The organism is Nonomuraea sp. NPDC050547, from assembly GCF_044457345.1.
Lineage (GTDB): Bacteria > Actinomycetota > Actinomycetes > Streptosporangiales > Streptosporangiaceae > Nonomuraea.
In genome coordinates, this window is the sequence record NZ_JBITGW010000011.1 from 162,223 (window position 1) to 180,231 (window position 18,009).

Consider the following 18,009-nt stretch of genomic DNA (forward strand, 5'->3'; position numbering starts at 1 on the left):
CCCTAGGTAGACGCCTATTACTCAGGAAAGGTTCGAATCAATCCACTTTCCGATCCGGAGAACCAGATCCGGCCTGGCCGCCGACTCGGCGTGGCCGTACCCCGGCTCGATCCACAGCTCTTTGGGCTCCCGGGCGCCGTCGTAGAGCTGACGGGCGTGCTCCAGGGGGAAGAAGGTGTCCGCGTCCCCATGCACGATCAGCAAGGGGGTGGGCGAGATCAGGGCGGCGGCCTCGTGCGGCGGCATCGGCACCGGGTCCCACTGCCCGCGCGCGATCCGGGTCCGCTTGACCACGCGCGCGGCGATCCGGCCGATCGGCTTCTCGATCGCCCAGTGGACCTGGCGCATCGGCTTGGTGCCCCGGTAGTACCACCGCGCGGGGCCGCTCACCGCGACCACCGCGTCGATCCCCCCGTGCAACCCCGCATGCCGTACGGCGACCGCCGCCCCCATGGAGAAGCCCACCACGGCGACCTCGCGGTACCCGATGACCCGCGCGTGCCGTACCGCGGCCTCCACGTCGTGGACCTCAAGGTCGCCCACGGTGCTCTCGCCGCCCGAGTGCCCGTGCCCGCGGAAGTCGAAGGACACCACCCCGCCGAACCGGCTGAGCACGTGGGTGATCCGCCGCGTGTCCGCGCACCGCCACGACCCGGTGAACCCGTGGGCCAGCACGATCCCGACCTCGGCATCGCCGGAGGCGGAGGGCGTGTGGACCCCTTCCAGGCGGACGCCGTCCGAGGTCCTGAGCATGACGGGAAAATTCTTCGCAAGCGGCATGAATCCGAGCTTAGGCACCCAGTTCAGCGGCGCTCATCACCACCCTGATCCTGGAGTCCTGGGCGGCCGCGAGCGCCCGAGGATCGTCGGAGATCATCAGCCGCGCGGAGCTGGTCACGACCCGCTCCCAGAGGCCGTCGCCGTCGGGCGCCAGCGGCGAGACGGCCGCTCCCGCAGCCATCACCGCGTCCGCCGCCACCAGCAGGTCGGATCCGACCGGCAGGCAGATCAGCACCGTGTCGCCCGCCCGCACACCTCGCCGCCGGAGCAGCGCGGCCGCCGTGGCCAGCCGCTCATCGTGCTGTTCTTCGGTGAGCGTCTGCCCCGTCCCGGGGTCGATCATGACGATGCGCTGGTCCATGCGACCACGGTAGGGACGCCGGGATCCGCGCACATGGGGCGGATTATGCAGATGATTATGCAGAAGGAACACCATGGTCGGCGGCCCACACGGCGATCTGCGCGCGCGAGGTGTAGCCGAGCTTGTCCATGATGTTGGCGATGTGCCGGGCCACCGTGGCCGGGCTGATCACCAGTTCCTCGGCGATGGCCTTGTTGGACAGGCCGCGGGTGAGCATGCCGGCGATCTCCTGCTCGCGGGTGGTCAACAGCGAGCCGCGTACCGGCTCCACCTGGACCGGGCCCGCGGCCGGTTCCGGCCTGCGCCCCTCCAGCACCTGCGTCGCCACCTCGAACGGCGGCCGCGAGCGCCCCATCGACCACAACGACGTCGTACGGCCCTCGCCCAGCTTGGCACGGGCGGCCGACAGCAGTTCGTCGACCTTGACCGAGCCGGTCCGCTGGCCCATCGACTCGCGCAGGGCGGCCACCGCGGACGAGGCCAGCACCGCGCTCTCCAGGTCGCCCTCGGCCCGTGCCAGCGCGGACAGCGACACCAGGCAGCGGTTCATGGCCTGGCGCAGGCCGCACTCGCGGGCCGTGGCGACCGCCTCGGCCAGCCGTTCGCGGGCGGCGGCCAGGTCGCCGAGCTGCGCGCAGACGCGGCCGCTCCTGGCGAGGTTCTGGGCGAGGTCGCCGCGGTTGCCGAGCTCGCGCAGCCAGGAGATGGCCGCGTCGTAGTGCTCGGCCGCCGCCTCCAGGTCGCCGCGGGTCTCGGCGGCCAGCCCCAGGTGGGAGGCGGCCATGGCGAGGATCCACGGATGGCCGTGCGCGCTCGCCACGGTGTAGGCCTCCTCCGCGCCGCGCTGGGCCTCGCGCTGGCGGCCGCGCTGCAGCGAGTAGATGGACCCCTCGATGAGCGCCCCGGCCTCGTTGAACCGGTCGCCGTTGTCCCTGGCCACCGCCAGCGCGCCGTCGATGTGGGCGGTCGCCTCGTCGCCCCTGCCCATGCGCAGCAGCGCTCCGCCGGCCACCGTGTGGGCCGTGGCCAGGACGAACGGGTCCCCCGCCATGCCGGCCAGGCCCTCGCGGGCGGCGGCCAGGCCGCTGTCGAGGTCGTCGCGGGTCAGCAGCCCGTACGCCATGTAGCCCTTCGCCAGCCCGATCTGCTCCGGCGCCACCAGGCTGAGGTCCTGCCGCAGCAGCCGCTCGACCCAGCCGACGACCTCGGCGGCGCTGCCGCCCAGCGACAGCAGGCCGCTGCTGCGCATGCACAGCCGCAGCCCCACGGTGACGTTGCCGGAGCGCAGCGCCCACTCCAGCGCGGCCCGCTGGTCGGCGAGCCGGTCGCGGCTGCCGGTGTGGGCGGCCAGCCGTTCGCGCCAGGTGACGCCGGGCGTGAGGAACTCCGCGTCGAAGGCCCGCTCCTGAAGCTTGCACAGCACTCTCAGGTGCAGGTCGCGCACCATCCGCTCCTCGTCGGAGTCGGCCAGCCGCTCGGCGGCGAACTGCCGGATGGTGTCGAGCAGCCGGAAGCGCCCGCGGTCCTCGTCGCAGACCACCAGCGACTTGTCGACCAGCGCGCCCAGCAGCGTGACCATGCGCGACTCCGACAGCGGCGGCTCGGCGCACACCCGCTCGACCAGGTCGAGGTCGAAGCCGCCGGCCAGCACCGACAGCCGGCGCAGCAGCGTCTTCTCCGCCTCCGACAGCAGGTCGTGGCTCCACTCGACCGCGGCGGCCAGCGTCCGCTGCCGGGCGGGAGCCGTACGGTCGCCGGAGGTGAGCAGCGCGAACCGGTCGTCGATCCGGTCGGCGATCTGGCCGGGGCTCAGCATGCGGGTGCGGGCGGCGGCCAGTTCGATGGCCAGCGGGAGCCCGTCGAGCGCGCGGCAGAGCCTGGCCACGTCGGGCAGGCTCTCCTCGCCGAGCTGGGTTCCGGCGGCCCGCGCCCGGTTGAGGAACAACTGCACCGACTCGGCCGCCGACGGGTCGGCGCCGGGCAGGTCGAGCGGCGGCACGTGCCAGATCAATTCGCCGGAGATGCGCAGCGCCTCCCGGCTCGTGGCCAGCACCCGTATACCCGGGCAGCCCGCCATCAGCGCCGCCGCCGCGTGCGCGGTGGCCTCGACGAGGTGCTCGCAGTTGTCCAGCAGGACCAGGCAGCTCGACCCGGCCAGCCGGGTGACGACGGCGTCGGTGAGGTCGCGGCCGCGCTCGCTCTCCAGCCCGAACACCTCGGCGATCTCCTGCATGACCAGCTCGGGCCGGGAGATCTTGGCGAGTTCGACCGCCCACACGCCGTCGGCGAAGTCGTCGAGCAGCCGGTGGGCCACGCGTAACGCCAGCCGCGTCTTGCCGATGCCGCCGACTCCGCACAAGGTCACCGCGCGCGTCTCGTCGAACATCGCGCACAGGTCGCCGATGTCGCGTTCACGGCCGACGAACCGGTTGGGCTCGGCCGGCAGGTTGTGCCGCGGGGCATCCGCCATGACTTCACAGTGGCGCACTTGGCGCGCTCTGTCACCGATTTCTCACAGCGCGAGTGAGCTCGTGACCGCCCGGTCGTCGACCACCCGCAGCAGCGGATCGCCCAGCAGCCGCCTGGCCAGCTCGTACGGCGCCACGACCAGCGTGGCCGCGTGCTCGCTGGCCAGCACCCTGCAGCCGATCAGCGTCGGCTCGTGCGCCACGACCACGTGCGCGCCGCACATGAGCGCGAGGTCCAGCGCGCGCAGCGCCTTGAACACGTCGGTGACGGCCACCAGCACCACGTCGTCCTTGTCGATGAGCAGCCGGGCGGCGAGCCTGCGCAGGTCGCCGGCGAGCTCCTCGTGGCTCAGCACCCGCCGGCCGTCGAGGGTCAGCGCCGGTCCTGCCAGCGGGCCGAAGTCCACGCGCTGCTCGCCGATCAGCGAGGAGAACCGGTCGGGTCCCTGGCCCGGCTCGAAGGTGAACACCTTCTCCGCCCGTGTCTCGCGCGTCCGGTGGACGACGGCCAGCCGCGCGACGCCGCCAGGATTGAGCAGCGCCACCCCGCCCGACCAGGCGACGGCGTGCACCGCGCACGGCAGCGCCGCGCCCGGAGGCAGGTCGACCAGCACGTGGTCCCCGTACCTCAAGCCGTGACGGCGCAACCCGGCCGCCGCGTGAGTGACTCGGCGGACGAGAGTGGCATAGGTCATGACCTCGCCGGTCCGTACGTCGGTGACCGCGGGACGGTCGCCGCCGGCCGGAGCCGCGTTCATGACCAACTCTGTCCAGGTCATGCCGTCAATGTAGGGAGCAACGCCCGCCCCGGCATCATCATGAATGTGCAAGCGGCTATGTATCTCTACGCCGGCGCCGTGGACGAGACGGCCGATCGCATCCTCGATGCCGCTTTCGCGTGGATCGTGGAGCACGGCCTGCGCCGGACCACCGCGGTCTACCGGTTCCTGACGGAGACGACCCTGCCGCGCCCGACGCCGGAGGCGGGGCCGTACCTTAAGGTGGCGAGGGAACATCTGACCGGGCATCTGCGCGGCCCGGAATCAGAAGCGGTCGCCGAAGTGTTTATAAGGGTGACCCTGTCGTTCCTGCTCACCCCGGACAGCGTCGTACCCCTGAGCAGCGATGAGGAGGCCAGGGCGTTCGCCGCCCGGCACCTCGTGCCGCTCCTGCCATGAGCGGGATCAACTAGACTTAATAGGCCGCGGTTCGCGCGGTCTGCCTCCACGAACACAGAGCGAGACGTCATCATGCCTTTGAACAGCCGCGACGACCTGCGGAACATCGCGATCATCGCGCACGTCGACCATGGCAAGACCACGCTGGTCGACGCCATGCTCTGGCAGTCCGGGGCCTTCCGCGCCAACCAGGACGTCGACGACCGCGTCATGGACTCCAACGACCTAGAGCGCGAGAAGGGCATCACCATTCTCGCGAAGAACACCGCCGTCAAGCACGGCGACATGACCATCAACATCATCGACACCCCCGGCCACGCCGACTTCGGCGGCGAGGTCGAGCGCGGGTTGTCGATGGTCGACGGCGTCGTGCTGCTGGTGGACGCCTCCGAGGGCCCGCTGCCCCAGACGCGCTTCGTGCTGCGCAAGGCGCTGTCGGCGAAGATGCCGGTCATCCTGTGCATCAACAAGGTCGACCGCCCCGACTCCCGCATCGCGGAGGTCGTCGACGAGGTTTACGCCCTGTTCATGGACCTCGACGCGACCGACGACCAGATCGATTTCCCGATCGTCTACGCCTCGGCCAAGGCCGGGCGCGCCGCGCTTGCACGGCCCGAAGACGGCGGAATGCCCGACTCCGAGGACCTTGAGCCGCTGTTCGACATCATCAAGTCGACGATCCCGGCGCCGACCTACGACCCGAGCGCCCCGCTGCAGGCGCACGTCACCAACCTCGACGCCTCCTCCTACCTGGGCCGGATCGCCCTGTGCCGTATCCACCAGGGCAAGATTCGCAAGGGTCAGCAGGTCGCGTGGTGCCGTACCGATGGCACGATCCAGCGCGTCAAGATCACCGAGCTGCTCATGACCGACGCTCTGGAGCGCAAGCCCGCCGAGGAGGCCGGTCCCGGCGACATCATCGCGATCGCGGGCATTCCCGAGATCATGATCGGTGAGACGCTGGCCGACCCCGAGGACCCGCGCCCGCTGCCGCTCATCACCGTCGACGAGCCGGCCATCTCGATGACCATCGGCACCAACACCTCGCCGCTGGTCGGCAAGGCCAAGGGCTCCAAGGTCACCGCCCGCATGGTCAAGGACCGCCTCGACAAGGAGCTCGTCGGCAACGTCTCGCTGCGCATCCTGCCCACCGAGCGTCCCGACGCGTGGGAGGTCCAGGGCCGCGGCGAGCTGGCGCTGGCCATCCTGGTCGAGCAGATGCGCCGCGAGGGCTACGAGCTGACCGTCGGCAAGCCGCAGGTCGTCACCAAGGAGGTCGACGGCAAGGTCCACGAGCCGGTCGAGCGCCTCACGGTCGACTGCCCCGAGGAGTACCTCGGCGCCGTCACCCAGCTCCTCGCCGTCCGCAAGGGCCGCATGGAGCACATGACCAACCACGGCACCGGCTGGATCCGCATGGAGTTCGTGGTCCCGGCGCGCGGCCTGATCGGCTTCCGCACCGAGTTCCTGACCGAGACGCGCGGCACCGGCCTGGTGCACCACGTCTTCGAGGCCTACGAGCCGTGGTTCGGCGAGCTGCGCACCCGTAACAACGGCTCGCTGGTGGCCGACCGCTCCGGTCCGGTGACCGCGTTCGCCATGCTGAACCTCCAGGAGCGCGGCACGCTCTTCGTCAGCCCCACCACCGAGGTGTACGAGGGCATGATCGTCGGCGAGAACTCGCGCTCCGACGACATGGACGTCAACATCACCAAGGAGAAGAAGCTCACCAACATGCGCTCCTCCACGGCCGACGTCACCGAGACGCTGACGCCGCCGCGGGTGCTGTCGCTTGAGCAGGCGCTGGAGTTCATCCGGGACGACGAGTGCGTGGAGATCACGCCGGAGACGGTCCGCATCCGCAAGGTCGTGCTGGACGCCTCCACCCGCGCCCGCACCGTCGCGCGGGCCAAGCGCAACAACTGACACACCACGTCGAAGGGGTACGGCAGGCGTCTGCCGTACCCCTTCGACGTGTTATTTCAGCAGCAGCCGCCGCTGCTCCCCCACCGGGGGCCGGGCCCAGGTCACCTCACCGTCGTCGATGAGCCCCTGGACCACCTCCCGCATGGCGTCACCGGCGGCGTGGCGTCCGGCCGCCTTGGCCAGATCGATCATCAACGTGTTCTCGTCCTCGCCCGGGGCGATCACCGACACGTAGCCGAGTTCGGCGTCGCCGTACCAGCTGCCGAGGTTCTCGGTGACCTCGCGCACGGCGGCGAGGACCTCTGTGGAGGCCGTCCCGCGCAGGTGCAGGACTCCGGGCTGCGCGACCTCGACGCAGACCTTCATGAGTCCCTCGACCGCGCCTTCCGGGTCGCGCAGCGCGTTGTGGCTCAGGGCCGCGAAGCGCGCGGCCAGCACGTAGAGCGAGATCGCCCGCGGCGGGTCCGCGAGCGTCAGAATCCCGTGTTCCCCGTGGATGGTGAGCTTGCCGCCCCCTTCTTCATACGCGCGCAGACCGGTCATGAAGGCGGTCTCCGCCTGGGCGCTCAGTTGTAGCTGCCAGCCCCACTTCCGCTCGACCGGGAAGCGGCCGTCGTCGGCCTGTCCCTTCTGCTTGTCGCGGCGAAGCCGCCGGGTGATCCACACGATTTCGCAGTCCCCTCTCTGCTCATCGGGCACAAAGGGGGCAGATTAGCCCGATCTCCCAGTTCGCGGACCGGTGTAATCACACCGTTACCTAGGTCCGTGGAACATCAGCGGTCTCACATGAATCATCCAAGGTGTGGGCTTGATCCGGAGGATCGTCGCGTACGGGCTCGCCGCCCTTTCGGCTGCGGCGATCATCTGGTGCACCCTCACGGCGATGCCCGTGGATCGGCCGCTGTCACGGGGACAGCCCGACGGGTCGAGGCCGCTGCCCTCCGGCGCCGCGGACGAGCGCAGGGCCACCACCGACGTCACCATCGCCAGGGCCACCGCCGCCGACCTTCGCCAGGTGCCACCGGCCCGCATCGACGAGCGCCAGCATCAGGTCAGGGTGACGATCACCCACACGTTCCGCATGGACGAGGACGACCCGCTCGCCGGCTGGATCAGGGGCAGCGTGCCCCCGGACCTGCGGGCGATCACCGACAAGGGACTCGGCGCGCTCAAGGTGGGCGGCGGCTGGCTCGCGCCCACCGTCAGGTACCCGGCCGAGCTCACCACCTCCGGCGGCAAGTCCACCGCCGAGTTCCGTGTGATCGTGCTGCGCCAGCTGGCCAGGGGCGAGGAGCTGACGCTGGAGTTCCAGGCGCCCGGCGTCCAGCCCTCACTGATCAACCAGCGCACGATCACGCTCTTCCCCACCGAGTGGAGCGTGCTGCGCACCTCGGGTCTCGAACCGGAGCGAGAGGAGGCCGAACGGCTGCAGTTCACGGTGAACTACCAGGTCACCGTCACCCTCGTCCACGACTCCTACGGCTTCGTCGACCACGAGGAGGACGAGGCCTTCTCCTGGGGCAGCGAGCTGGCGATCGTCACCGCGCTCCTGCTGATCGCCTTCCTGCTGCGCTCGCTCGGCCGCCCGTGGTGGCAGCGGCTCCACAACCGGGAGCTGTTCATCGGCCTGGTGCTGGCCACGCCCGTGCTGGCCAGCCCGTTCTACGCCACCGGCCTGCAGGGCATCGCGTACGTGGTGATGTTCGGCGTGCTGCCCGCGATCGCGGTGCGCCACGCCGGCCGCATGGTGCCCACGCCCGCGCCCTGGACCAGCCGCGACGCGCTCGCGGTGACCGCGCTCGGCGTGCTCGTGGCCTTCGCCATGTTCCTGTGGTCGACCCGCCACATCCAGCTCCACCCGCCCCAGCTGATCACCGGCGTCGCCGTCGCCGCGCTGGCCGCGGCGGGCGCCGCGATCGCCTTCAGCGCCGACCTCGGCATCCGTTTCGTGGTGGTACGGCTGGCCGCCGTGGCCGCCGGGATCGCCATCGGCACCCTGGCGCTCGCCCTGTGGTTCAAGGCGCTGTTCTACGACGTCTACCCGCCCGACAGCGTCCACCTGGTGCTGGGCCTGTTCTGGTCGCTGATCCCGATCGGCGCCGTCGCCGTCGTCACCAGAACCTGGTCGCGCGGCGCCGTCGTGGCCGCGGTGATCCTCAGCCTGCTCATGCAGGGCTGGCCCACCGAATGGCTCGACGACGGCTCCTGGAGCACGCCCGTCGACCACCCCGAGCCCATGCTCGGCACGCTGGAGCTCACGCCTCTGATCCGCGGCGTGCTCGGGCTGCTCCTGCTCGGCTTCGTCCTGCTGATCCTGCGGCTGCGCCGCCTGGGCGGCGAGCTGAGTGCCGTGCACCACCGTGCCGCCGTGGCCAGCGTGACCGTCTGCCTGATGGTGCTCCACCTGTCACCCAGGGGCACCGGCAGCCTGCCCGACCTCGACGTCACCGTGCCTCTGCTCTCGGTCACCTCCGTCTTCGCGTGGATCTCCGCGTGGTGGCTGCTCGGGCCCGTGCCGGACGGGCTGGACGAGCCGCGTACCCCCGAGGATCACCGCGCGATGGTGCGCCGCGCCCTGCACAAGCGGCTGCTGCTCGTCTCCGAGCAGGAGCTCTACCGTGTCGGCCGCGGCAGGATCGGCGCCGGCGAGCTGTCGATGGGCGACTTCGAACAGCAGCGCGACGAGCTCGAAACCGCCCTGGACGGGCACGGCCGCCACCCCGAGACCGCCTTCGCCACCAGCGCCGCCTGCACGCCCTGGCACAACGGCGTGCACGCCTTCGTGATCTGCCTGCTGCTGAGCCTGCCGTTCCTGTTCATGTACGGCCTGCCCGCCGGCCCCGACCTGGCCAGCTACCTCTTCGACGCCCGCTACCTGCTGACCCTGCCCGCGTTCGGCTTCCTGTTCGGCTACTTCTACCCGCGCGTCAGGGGCACGCAGCCGATGACGAAGGTGCTGCACCTGATGGCCGCCGCCCTGGTCACGGAGCTGTCGGCGTACCTGCCCGCCTTCGCCGAGCCGGACGTCTCCGCCTTCGACAAGCTTCAGTTACTGGCGATCGTGGTCGGGCAGGTCGCGCTGGTCTACATCGGCCTCGGGCTGTTCTGGGAGTGGCGGCTCATGCACCTGGCCGGGGAGCCGTGGGGCCGGGTCAGAAACGTCCGCAGCCTGCGCAGCCTGGCCACGCCGCTGGTCGCGGTCCTGATCGCCGTGGTGACCACCGCCGCCACCTCGGCCGCCAGCCAGTCCGTCGACCGGATCCTGCGCGGCGACCAGGTGCAGACCGGCGGCCCCTAGAGTTTCGGTTCCGGGCCCGGCCGGTGCAGCACGACGAAGGCGTCCTGGCGGAACCGGATCCGATACCCGGCCGCCACCAGCGCGTCGAGCCGATCGTTCTGCTCCGCCGCGTTCTTGAACGGGAACACGCGCCGCCCGGTCTCGACCACCACCCAGGGCGCCCACCGGGGCGTACGGTCGAGCAGCAGCACCCGCGCCCGGCCGGTCAGCAACGGCCCCAGATTGTTGGCCACCTCCACCAGCGCCCCGTCGGGCACCGTGGCCACGGCGCCGGCGGCGGCCAGCTCCCGCGCATCGCGCCGGTACGAGCCGGGATCGGCGAGCCGCGCCAGCGAGAAGAACGGCACGGCGGCCAGTGCGAACACCACGATCCCGGCCACCCAGACCTTCCGCAGCCGCCCGAACCGCCGCACCGTGTCGACCCCGGCCGCGAAGATCACCACGACCAGGAACGCGTTGTAGTGGTACTCGGGCACCCACCAGTTGGGGAACGAGCTGGCCAGCATCCGCTCCGCCAGCAACGGCACCGCCATCAGCACCAGCGGCGAGCCCAGCGCCGCCAGCGCCGAGACCCCCAGCAGGAGCAGCAGGGTCACCAGCTTGACCGGCGGCGTCCCCAGCAGCCCGAAGGCCGTGAGCGGGTCGGTGACGATCGTCCGCACCGCGCTGGACACCCCGTCGCCGAGCGCCCCGTAGGCCCAGTAGTAGTCGGGCCGCCCGCCGAAGGCCGGGATGAGCACCTGCGAGGCCAGCCCCGTGAACGCCACCCCGCCCAGCACGAACCCGCCACCGAGCACCCGCCAGCCGGCCCGCGTCAGCAGCACCAGCCCGAACCCGGCGACCAGCAGCCCCATGTCCTCCTTGACGCACAACAGCCCGAGCGCGGCCACCACGACGGCGACCTTGCGCCCGGCCTGCCAGCGTTCGAGCATGACCGCGGTGAGCAGCGGCACGAACGCCACCTCGTGGAAGTCGAAGGCCACCGCCTCGGCCACCGGCCACGACAGCGTGTAGGCGATCGCCACCCCGTAGGCGGCTCCCGTCCCGAGCGCCCGCCGGGCGAACACCCAGAGCGGCACGGCCGCCGCCGCCAGCAGCACCGACTGCGCGATCAGCAGCGTCTCCGGCCCGTCGTGCAGCCAGTAGAGCGGCGCCAGCAGGGTGAGGATCGGCGACCAGTGGTCCCCGAGCACGGAGAAGCCCGCCCCGAAGTCGTTGTGCACGCCCTTGACGATGGCGATCGGCAGCCGGAACTCGGAGTAGGACCGCACCGCCTGGTCGAAGATCACCAGATCGTAGGTGCCGGCCTTGAGGGCATGGACCCGGACGAACGACAGCACCGAGTAGACCATCGCCGCGACCCCGGCGATCCCCCAGATCCACAGCCACTCCCGCCGGGAGGCCCCGGGAACGTCGCCGAACACGCTGCAACGGTACCGGTGCCGGACCCCCGCCCGGGACGCCCGTCACGGGCGGGACGGCTCAGAACCCTTGGCCGCGAGGCGGCCCCGACCCCTCGACGGTGAGGTACCTCGTGACGGCGGGACGGCTCAGGGCTCTAGCGGCGCGGTAGCTCAGAGCCCCGCACGTGCGTCGACAGCCACTCCACCAGCGGCGCGAACTCCCGCCAGGCCGTGCGGACCCGGGACTCGACCTCCGGCGTGTGGACCCACGGCTCCGGCTCCGCGCGCACGCCGGCGTAGATGGAGCGGTGGCGCAGCAGGTCGAGGCGCGGATGGTCCTCGGGCACGCCGCGCGGGCGGGTCTTCAGGCGGTCGCCGCGGATCTCGTAGCCCTGGGCCCGCAGGTCCGCGACGATCCGGGTCAGGGGCTTGCCGGACAGGTCGGCGGAGACGGCCTCTCGGTAGCGGGCGACCTGGTCGGCGGCCTGGGTGTAGATGCCGCCCGCCAGGAACAGCCCGGCGGCGCTGACCTCGACATAGAGGCCGATGCCGGGCTGAGTGTCGATGAAGGCGCCCTGGTGGGTCTTGTACGGGGACTTGTCCTTGGCGAAGCGCACGTCGCGATAGGGACGGAACAGCTGGGCCGCCCCGAACTCCGGGCCCAGCGCGTCGGTCAGGGCGAGCATCGGCGCCCTGACCGCGTCTTCGTAGAGGTGCTTGTGGCGGGTGAAGTACGCCTTGGAGTTGTCCGCCTCAAGGCCCTCGAAAAAGATGAACGCCTCGTCGGGGAAGCCGGTGAAACCCATGCCGACCAGGGTGCCAGACCTGACCGACAGTCAGCGGCGGCGGCGGGCCGTACCGAAGATGGATCTGCTGATCTCGCGCCCGAGCGAGCTGGCGGCGGAACGGGCGAACGACTTGAAGACGGACGAACCCAGCACGCTTTCCAGCAGCGTGGGTTCGGCGGCGCGCGGAGGCTCCACCGGCCGCTCAACCTCAGAGGGGGCTGCGGGTGGGGGGACCACTTTCGCGGCCAGGATCTCGTAGGCCGAGTCGCGGTCGATGGCCTGCTCGTACTTGGGACGCAGCGGTGAGGCGGCGATCACGCCCTGCACCACGGCCGCGTCGGCGGGCGCCATGCGCGAGCGCGGCGCCCGCATCCGGGTCCAGGCCACCGGGGTCGGGATGCCCTTCTCCGACAGCACGGTCACGACCGCCTCGCCGATCCCGAGCTGCGTGAGCACCTCCTCCAGGTCGTAGGAGGAGTTGGGGAAGGTGGACACGGTCGCCTTCAGCGCCTTGGCGTCCTGCGGGGTGAAGGCCCGCAGCGCGTGCTGGACCCGGGCTCCGAGCTGCGCGAGCACGTCGGCCGGCACGTCCTTGGGCGTCTGCGTGACGAAGAACACGCCGATCCCCTTGGAACGGATCAGTCGCACGGTCTGCGTGATCGAGCGCAGGAACGCCTTGGAGGCGTCGCTGAACAGCAGGTGCGCCTCGTCGAAGAAGAAGACCAGACGCGGCTTGTCCGGGTCGCCCACCTCGGGCATGCCGCTGAACAGGTCGGCCAGCAGCCACATCAGGAAGGTCGAGAACATCGCCGGACGATCCTGTACGGCCGGCAGCTCCAGGATCGACACCATTCCCCGCCCGTCCGGCATCACCCGCAGCAGGTCGGCGGTGTCGAACTCGGGCTCGCCGAAGAACTGGTCGGCCCCTTCGGCGGCGAAGTTCACCAGCGCCCGCAGGATCACCCCTGCGGTCTGCTTGGACAGCCCGCCCACGCCCTTGAGCGCGTCGGGGTTGTCGAGCAGGAACTGGATGACCGCCCGCAGGTCCTTGAGGTCGAGCAGCGGCAGCCCGGCCTGGTCGGCGAAGTGGAAGATGAGACCGAGCGAGGACTCCTGGGTGTCGTTGAGCCCGAGCACCTTCGACAGCAGCGTGGGCCCGAAGGCCGTCATGGTGGCGCGCAGCGGGATGCCCTCGCCGATGCCGCCGAGCGCGTAGAACTCGGTGGGGCAGGCCTGCGGCGACCAGATCTGGCCGATGCCGGCGGTGCGTTCCATGAGCTTGTCGGACGGGTCGCCGGGCTGGGCCATGCCGGACAGGTCGCCCTTGATGTCGGCCAGGAACACCGGTACGCCGGCGGCCGACAGCTGCTCGGCGATGACCTGCAGCGTCTTGGTCTTGCCCGTGCCGGTGGCGCCGGCGACCAGGCCGTGGCGGTTGAGCATGCGCAGCGGCAGGCGTACCTGGGCGTCGGGGCGGCCGGCGCCGTCCACGACCAGGGCGCCGAGGTCGATGGTGGGCTCGTCGAAGGTGTAGCCCCTGATGATGTCGTCGATCATCGTTCGGTGTACTTCCTGCCTGGTGCCGGCGGCTTGCCGTACAGCTCGGACACGGTGACGAACGCGTAGCCCTTACCCGCGAACACGTCGAGGATCTTGGGCATGGCGTCGACCGTGGTGCGGTGGATGTCGTGCATGAGGATGATCGATCCGGGTTTCGCCTGGGCGGCGCGCCTGGCCACGATCGAGGCGCTGCGGTCGCGCCAGTCGAGCGTGTCGACGTTCCAGAGGATCTGGGCCAGTCCCTCGCGCCGGGTCTCGGCGGCCACCGAGGCGTCGGTCGACCCGTACGGCGGCCGCATGAGCGTCATCCGCACCCCGGTCTCCCGCTCGACCACGTCCTGGGTGTGCTTGAGCTGATAGCGCAGCCCGGACTCCGACAGCGTGGTGAGCTGCTCGTGGCTCCAGGAGTGGTTGCCGAGCTCATGCCCGTCGTCGACCATGCGGCGCAGGTTGCCCTGCCTGTCGGCGGCGACCATCTGGCCGACGACGAAGAAGGTCGCCTTGGCGGCGTGCCTGCGCAGCATGCCGAGCAGCCGGGCGGTGTGGTCGCCAGGCCCGTCGTCGAAGGTCAGCGCGACGCACTTGGCTCTCTTGCAGTCGATCCGGCGTCTGCCCGGCCAGTCGAGCTGCATGGAGGTCAGCTGCCTGGCCAGGACGCCCGGGTCGACGGGGTCAGGGTCCGGCGGCCGCATCGGCAGCACCGACGTGACCCCGGCCATCGGTTGCACGTGCGCGCACCCTGCCGTCAGCAACAGCGCCAACGGCCACCCCCACCAGCGCATATTCCCCCCGGAATCGCGACGGGGGCGCTATGGGTAATCGCCGGCCGAGTCCCCCCGCAATTCCTTGGCCAGGTCTTCCCACCAGGCTGGGACATCGGCCTGTAGTTCCGCATAGCGACGCGCCACTCTTATGGCACATCCAACCGGATCCGTACCCAAATGCCGACGTTTCACCGCTCCTTCCTGCCAGCGGTAAAAACCATCTCTGAATCGCACGACCAAGCCGATCCATACGGACAGGGTCGCGTCGTCGCCCACGTCATATGCCGTGGTCACACCGAGACTTTGCAGTTCCCCGCGGAGCTTCTCAGTGGCAGCACGGGCCTCACTCACGCATACCTCCTGTTGACCCACCGCCCCTCGGAGTAATCATGGAACTCCGGGCCGTCATCCGGAAGGTGTTCGCCGTTATTGGTCGTGAACGACTCGCGGCTCGGCCACGACCATGATCATTCTGACTTCCTCCGTGCCGTCGTTGGCATAGCGGTGGGGCCGGTCGGCGGTGAACAGGGCGGCGTCGTCCGTGCCCACGCGGTGGCTCTTGCCGTACACGGTGAGGGTCAGCTCGCCCCGCAGGACGGTGATCATCTCGCGGGTGCCGGGCGGGTGGGCGTCGCCGTCGTGGTGCTCGCCGGGGGCGAGCCGCCAGTCCCACAGTTCCAGGATCATCGGCTCGTCGGCGCCGACCAGCAGCATGGCCCGCGAGGCGCCCATCTCGAAGTTGACCACGTCGGACTTGTCGATGATGCGCACGACCGGAACGTCGGACACCTCGACCAGCCGCGCCACGGTGACGCCGAGCGCGGAGGCGATCCGGGTGAGCGTGGAGACGCTGGGATTGGTTCTGGCCTGTTCGACCTGGACCAGCATGCCTCTGCTCACGCCAGAGCGGGCGGCCAGCGCGTCGAGCGTCAGGCCCCGGTGGGCCCGCTGCGCCCGCACGTTGTTCGCGATGGCCGCGGTGATCGTCTCCGGATCTTCCATGCGGTGCAGTCTAGTGAACAGATTGTCTAGTCTGTCGCACTCTGTGTACTGTACTAATAGTTCAACCGAGTGAACTGGAGAGTGTGACGTGACTGCGGTGATCCTCGCGACCGTCTGCGCGGTGGTGTACGGCACGGCCGACTTCTGCGGCGGGCTGGCCACGCGACGATCGCGCGTGCTGTCGGTGGTGGCGCTCTCCCAGGTCGCCGGCCTGGTCCTCATCCTCGCCCTGCTCCCGCTGCTGCCCGGACTGTTCGACCAGAAGGCGCTGTGGTGGGGCATGGGCGCGGGGATCGCGGGCGCGGCCGGGCTGGTGCTGTTCTACCGCGCGCTGGCCACCGGGACGATGTCGGTGGTCGCGCCGACCACGGCGGTCACCTCCGCCACCCTGCCGGTGATCTTCGGTTTGGTGACCGGCGAGCGGCCGGCGCCGCAGGCCCTGATCGGCATCGTCCTGGCGCTGGCCGCGGTGATGCTGGTCAGCCAGGACCCGACCGCGAGCAGGCGCGGCTCGCTCGGATCGGTGCTGATCGCACTGGCCGCCGGCGCCGGCTTCGGCGGCTTCTTCATCCTGCTCGACCTGTCCCCCGACGGCACCGGGCTGTGGCCGCTGGTCGGCGCCAGAATCTCCTCGGTGACGCTCGTCGTGCTGCTGGCCGTCGTCGCCCGGCGCTCGCTCAGGCCCACCGGCGGCTCGCTGCGCATCATCGCACTGGCCGGCCTGCTCGACATGGCGGCCAACGTGCTCTTCCTGCTGGCCAAGCAGGAGGGCATGCTCAGCCTGGTCGCGGTGCTGGTCTCGCTCTACCCGGCCAGCACGCTCCTGCTGGCCAGATACGTGCTGGGCGAGCGGCTGCACACCATCCAGGTGGCCGGTGTCGCCTGCGCGCTCGGGGCGGTCGCGCTCATAGCCGTTGCGTAGCCCACCGGCCGCTTGCTACGTTTCGGCCGTGCACCCTGCGCGGGCACAGGCCAATCACGAGTCGCTACGGCACATAGGGATGCCCTACGACTCCGATGAGGGCTTCCTCCGCCTCGTCCTGCCCCGCGTGCGCTCCGCCCTCCACGAGGGCCGCCGGGTGCTCGCGGTCACCTGCTCTCGCAAGCTGCAGCTCCTGGCCGACGCGCTGGGCCGCGACGCCGGCCGGATCGACAGCAGGATCGCCGCCTCCTGGTACGCGCATCCGCAGCGGACGCTGGCCGCCTACCACGAGTACGCCAGAGACCTCCCGACACTGATCGTCGGCGAGCCCTGCTGGCAGGGCAGGACCGAGCGGGAGATCCGCGAGTGGATCCGCTACGAATCGGTGCTCAACGCCGCGCTCGGCGCCGCGCCCGCGATCGTCGTCTGCCTCTACGACGTGCGCACCGCGCCCACCGCCGCGCTCGACTACCGCGCCGTCACCCACCCGTATCTGGCCGGAGTGAACGGCGAAGCCGTCAGCGAGGCCTTCGTCGAGCCCCACGACCTGATCCTCGACGGCGACCGCCACCCGCTGCCCGACCCCACGGGCCAGGTCACCTCGGTCGGGTTCACCGCCCACGAGCTCAAACGCTTCAGGCAGGCCGTGGCCGACTACGCCAAGGCGGCGGGGATGGAGCGCAACCTGGTCGCCTCGCTCGTGCTCAGCGTCTCGGAGATCGCGGCCAACTGCGTCGAGCACGGCGCGGGCCACGGCATGATCAGGATGTGGGTGACCGGCAGGGAGCTCGTCTGCGAGATCGCCGACCCGGGCGGCGTCCTGGACGACCCGCTACCCGGCTATATACCACCTGAGCCCGAATCCCCTCGGGGATACGGGCTCTGGATCAGTCGTCAGCTCTGCGATCTGGTGGAGATGCGGGACGATGCCGGAACGCTCCGGGTCCGCCTCCACCTGGGCTTAGGCGGCCCGCTGGGCGGGTAGGCGCACGGCGCCTTCCTCGACCGCGTACGCCTCCAGCATGGTGCGCAGCTGCTTGCGGCCGCGGTGCAGCCGGGACATCACGGTGCCGATGGGGGTGCCCATCCGGTCGGCGATCTCCTTGTAGGCGAAGCCTTCGACGTCGGCCAGGTAGACGGCGACGCGGAAGTCCTCGGGCAGTGCGCGCAGCGCGTTCATCACGGAGCTGTCGGGCAGGCGCTCCAGGGCCTCGGTCTCGGCGGACTTCAGGCCGGTGGAGCTGTGCGACTCCGCCGCGTGCAGCTGCCAGTCCTCGACCTCCTCGGCGGCCGAGAGCTTGGGCGAACGCTGCTTCTTGCGGTAGTCGTTGATGAAGTTGTTGGTGAGGATGCGGTGCAGCCACGCCTTGAGGTTGGTGCCCTCGCGGAACTGGTGGTAGGACGTGTACGCCTTGGCCACGGTCTCCTGGACGAGGTCCTCCGCGTCGGCGGTGTTGCGCGTGAGGCGCATCGCGGAGGCGAACAGCTGCGAGGTCACGGGCACGACATCGCGCTCGAACCAATCCTGACGCTGCTCTTCGGTCATCGTGATCAAATCA

The 18,009-nt window shown here is 70.5% G+C and carries 17 protein-coding genes; 5 read left to right on the top strand and 12 right to left on the bottom strand.

Annotated elements, in window-relative coordinates:
* Window positions 1-21 precede the first annotated feature (21 nt).
* From ACIBHY_RS27345 to ACIBHY_RS27360, 4 genes are read right to left on the bottom strand one after another with little or no spacing between them, the layout of a single operon-like run.
* Entirely contained in the window at window positions 22-780 is a 759-nt protein-coding gene (locus ACIBHY_RS27345) for an alpha/beta hydrolase (RefSeq protein WP_397244883.1), read from the bottom strand.
* 10 nt (window positions 781-790) lie between these two features.
* The gene (locus tag ACIBHY_RS27350) at window positions 791-1,141 is read right to left on the bottom strand and encodes an AMP-binding protein (protein ID WP_184960361.1); all 351 of its coding nucleotides are present in this window, start codon (window positions 1,139-1,141) and stop codon (window positions 791-793) included.
* 55 nt (window positions 1,142-1,196) lie between these two features.
* Complete coding sequence (locus ACIBHY_RS27355) at window positions 1,197-3,611, bottom strand: LuxR C-terminal-related transcriptional regulator (protein ID WP_397244885.1); 2,415 nt, start codon at window positions 3,609-3,611, stop codon at window positions 1,197-1,199.
* Window positions 3,612-3,653: 42 nt separating this feature from the next.
* Entirely contained in the window at window positions 3,654-4,388 is a 735-nt protein-coding gene (locus tag ACIBHY_RS27360) for an AMP-binding protein (protein ID WP_397244887.1), read from the bottom strand.
* A 57-nt stretch (window positions 4,389-4,445) separates the two neighbouring features.
* Between ACIBHY_RS27360 and ACIBHY_RS27365 the strand changes: the two genes are divergently transcribed.
* Together ACIBHY_RS27365 and typA are read left to right on the top strand one after the other, a co-directional pair.
* The gene (locus ACIBHY_RS27365; RefSeq protein WP_397308087.1) at window positions 4,446-4,787 is read left to right on the top strand and encodes a hypothetical protein; all 342 of its coding nucleotides are present in this window, start codon (window positions 4,446-4,448) and stop codon (window positions 4,785-4,787) included.
* A 72-nt stretch (window positions 4,788-4,859) separates the two neighbouring features.
* A complete protein-coding gene (typA, locus tag ACIBHY_RS27370) occupies window positions 4,860-6,713 on the top strand; it encodes a translational GTPase TypA (RefSeq protein WP_397308088.1) in 1,854 nt (617 codons plus the stop codon).
* 51 nt (window positions 6,714-6,764) lie between these two features.
* Here typA and ACIBHY_RS27375 read toward each other — a convergent pair whose 3' ends face one another.
* The gene (locus tag ACIBHY_RS27375) at window positions 6,765-7,379 is read right to left on the bottom strand and encodes a hypothetical protein (protein ID WP_397244893.1); all 615 of its coding nucleotides are present in this window, start codon (window positions 7,377-7,379) and stop codon (window positions 6,765-6,767) included.
* A 142-nt stretch (window positions 7,380-7,521) separates the two neighbouring features.
* Here ACIBHY_RS27375 and ACIBHY_RS27380 point away from each other — a divergent pair, with 142 nt between their 5' ends.
* Window positions 7,522-10,011: a hypothetical protein gene (locus ACIBHY_RS27380; RefSeq protein WP_397244896.1), complete on the top strand. Its 2,490-nt coding sequence runs from the start codon at window positions 7,522-7,524 to the stop codon at window positions 10,009-10,011.
* On the opposite strand, the gene ACIBHY_RS27385 is transcribed toward ACIBHY_RS27380, so the two are convergent.
* From ACIBHY_RS27385 to ACIBHY_RS27410, 6 genes are all read right to left on the bottom strand, one after another.
* Window positions 10,008-11,435, bottom strand: coding sequence for a DUF2079 domain-containing protein (locus ACIBHY_RS27385; RefSeq protein WP_397308089.1), 1,428 nt, complete (start codon window positions 11,433-11,435; stop codon window positions 10,008-10,010). The two genes, ACIBHY_RS27380 and ACIBHY_RS27385, sit on opposite strands and share 4 nt — an antisense overlap.
* 134 nt (window positions 11,436-11,569) lie before the next feature.
* Window positions 11,570-12,220: a DUF2461 domain-containing protein gene (locus ACIBHY_RS27390; RefSeq protein WP_397308090.1), complete on the bottom strand. Its 651-nt coding sequence runs from the start codon at window positions 12,218-12,220 to the stop codon at window positions 11,570-11,572.
* A gap of 30 nt (window positions 12,221-12,250) precedes the next feature.
* A complete protein-coding gene (locus tag ACIBHY_RS27395) occupies window positions 12,251-13,759 on the bottom strand; it encodes a helicase HerA-like domain-containing protein (RefSeq protein WP_397244902.1) in 1,509 nt (502 codons plus the stop codon).
* On the bottom strand, window positions 13,756-14,481 hold the full coding sequence (locus ACIBHY_RS27400) for a polysaccharide deacetylase family protein (RefSeq protein ID WP_397245290.1): 726 nt from the start codon (window positions 14,479-14,481) through the stop codon (window positions 13,756-13,758). Before ACIBHY_RS27400 ends, ACIBHY_RS27395 begins: the two co-directional genes overlap by 4 nt.
* A 90-nt stretch (window positions 14,482-14,571) precedes the next feature.
* On the bottom strand, window positions 14,572-14,877 hold the full coding sequence (locus tag ACIBHY_RS27405) for a hypothetical protein (protein WP_397244904.1): 306 nt from the start codon (window positions 14,875-14,877) through the stop codon (window positions 14,572-14,574).
* A gap of 75 nt (window positions 14,878-14,952) precedes the next feature.
* Complete coding sequence (locus tag ACIBHY_RS27410; RefSeq protein ID WP_397244906.1) at window positions 14,953-15,528, bottom strand: helix-turn-helix domain-containing protein; 576 nt, start codon at window positions 15,526-15,528, stop codon at window positions 14,953-14,955.
* Between the two features lie 88 nt (window positions 15,529-15,616).
* On the opposite strand from ACIBHY_RS27410, the gene ACIBHY_RS27415 reads away from it, so the two are divergent.
* Both ACIBHY_RS27415 and ACIBHY_RS27420 read left to right on the top strand, forming a co-directional pair.
* On the top strand, window positions 15,617-16,450 hold the full coding sequence (locus ACIBHY_RS27415) for an EamA family transporter (protein WP_397244908.1): 834 nt from the start codon (window positions 15,617-15,619) through the stop codon (window positions 16,448-16,450).
* A gap of 28 nt (window positions 16,451-16,478) precedes the next feature.
* Window positions 16,479-17,435 carry an anti-sigma factor RsbA family regulatory protein gene (locus ACIBHY_RS27420; protein WP_397308091.1) on the top strand — a complete coding sequence of 319 codons (957 nt, stop codon included), beginning with the start codon at window positions 16,479-16,481 and terminating at the stop codon, window positions 17,433-17,435.
* Here ACIBHY_RS27420 and ACIBHY_RS27425 read toward each other — a convergent pair.
* A complete protein-coding gene (locus ACIBHY_RS27425) occupies window positions 17,412-17,996 on the bottom strand; it encodes a sigma-70 family RNA polymerase sigma factor (protein WP_397244912.1) in 585 nt (194 codons plus the stop codon). The genes ACIBHY_RS27420 and ACIBHY_RS27425 overlap by 24 nt on opposite strands.
* Between the last annotated feature and the right edge of the window lie 13 nt (window positions 17,997-18,009).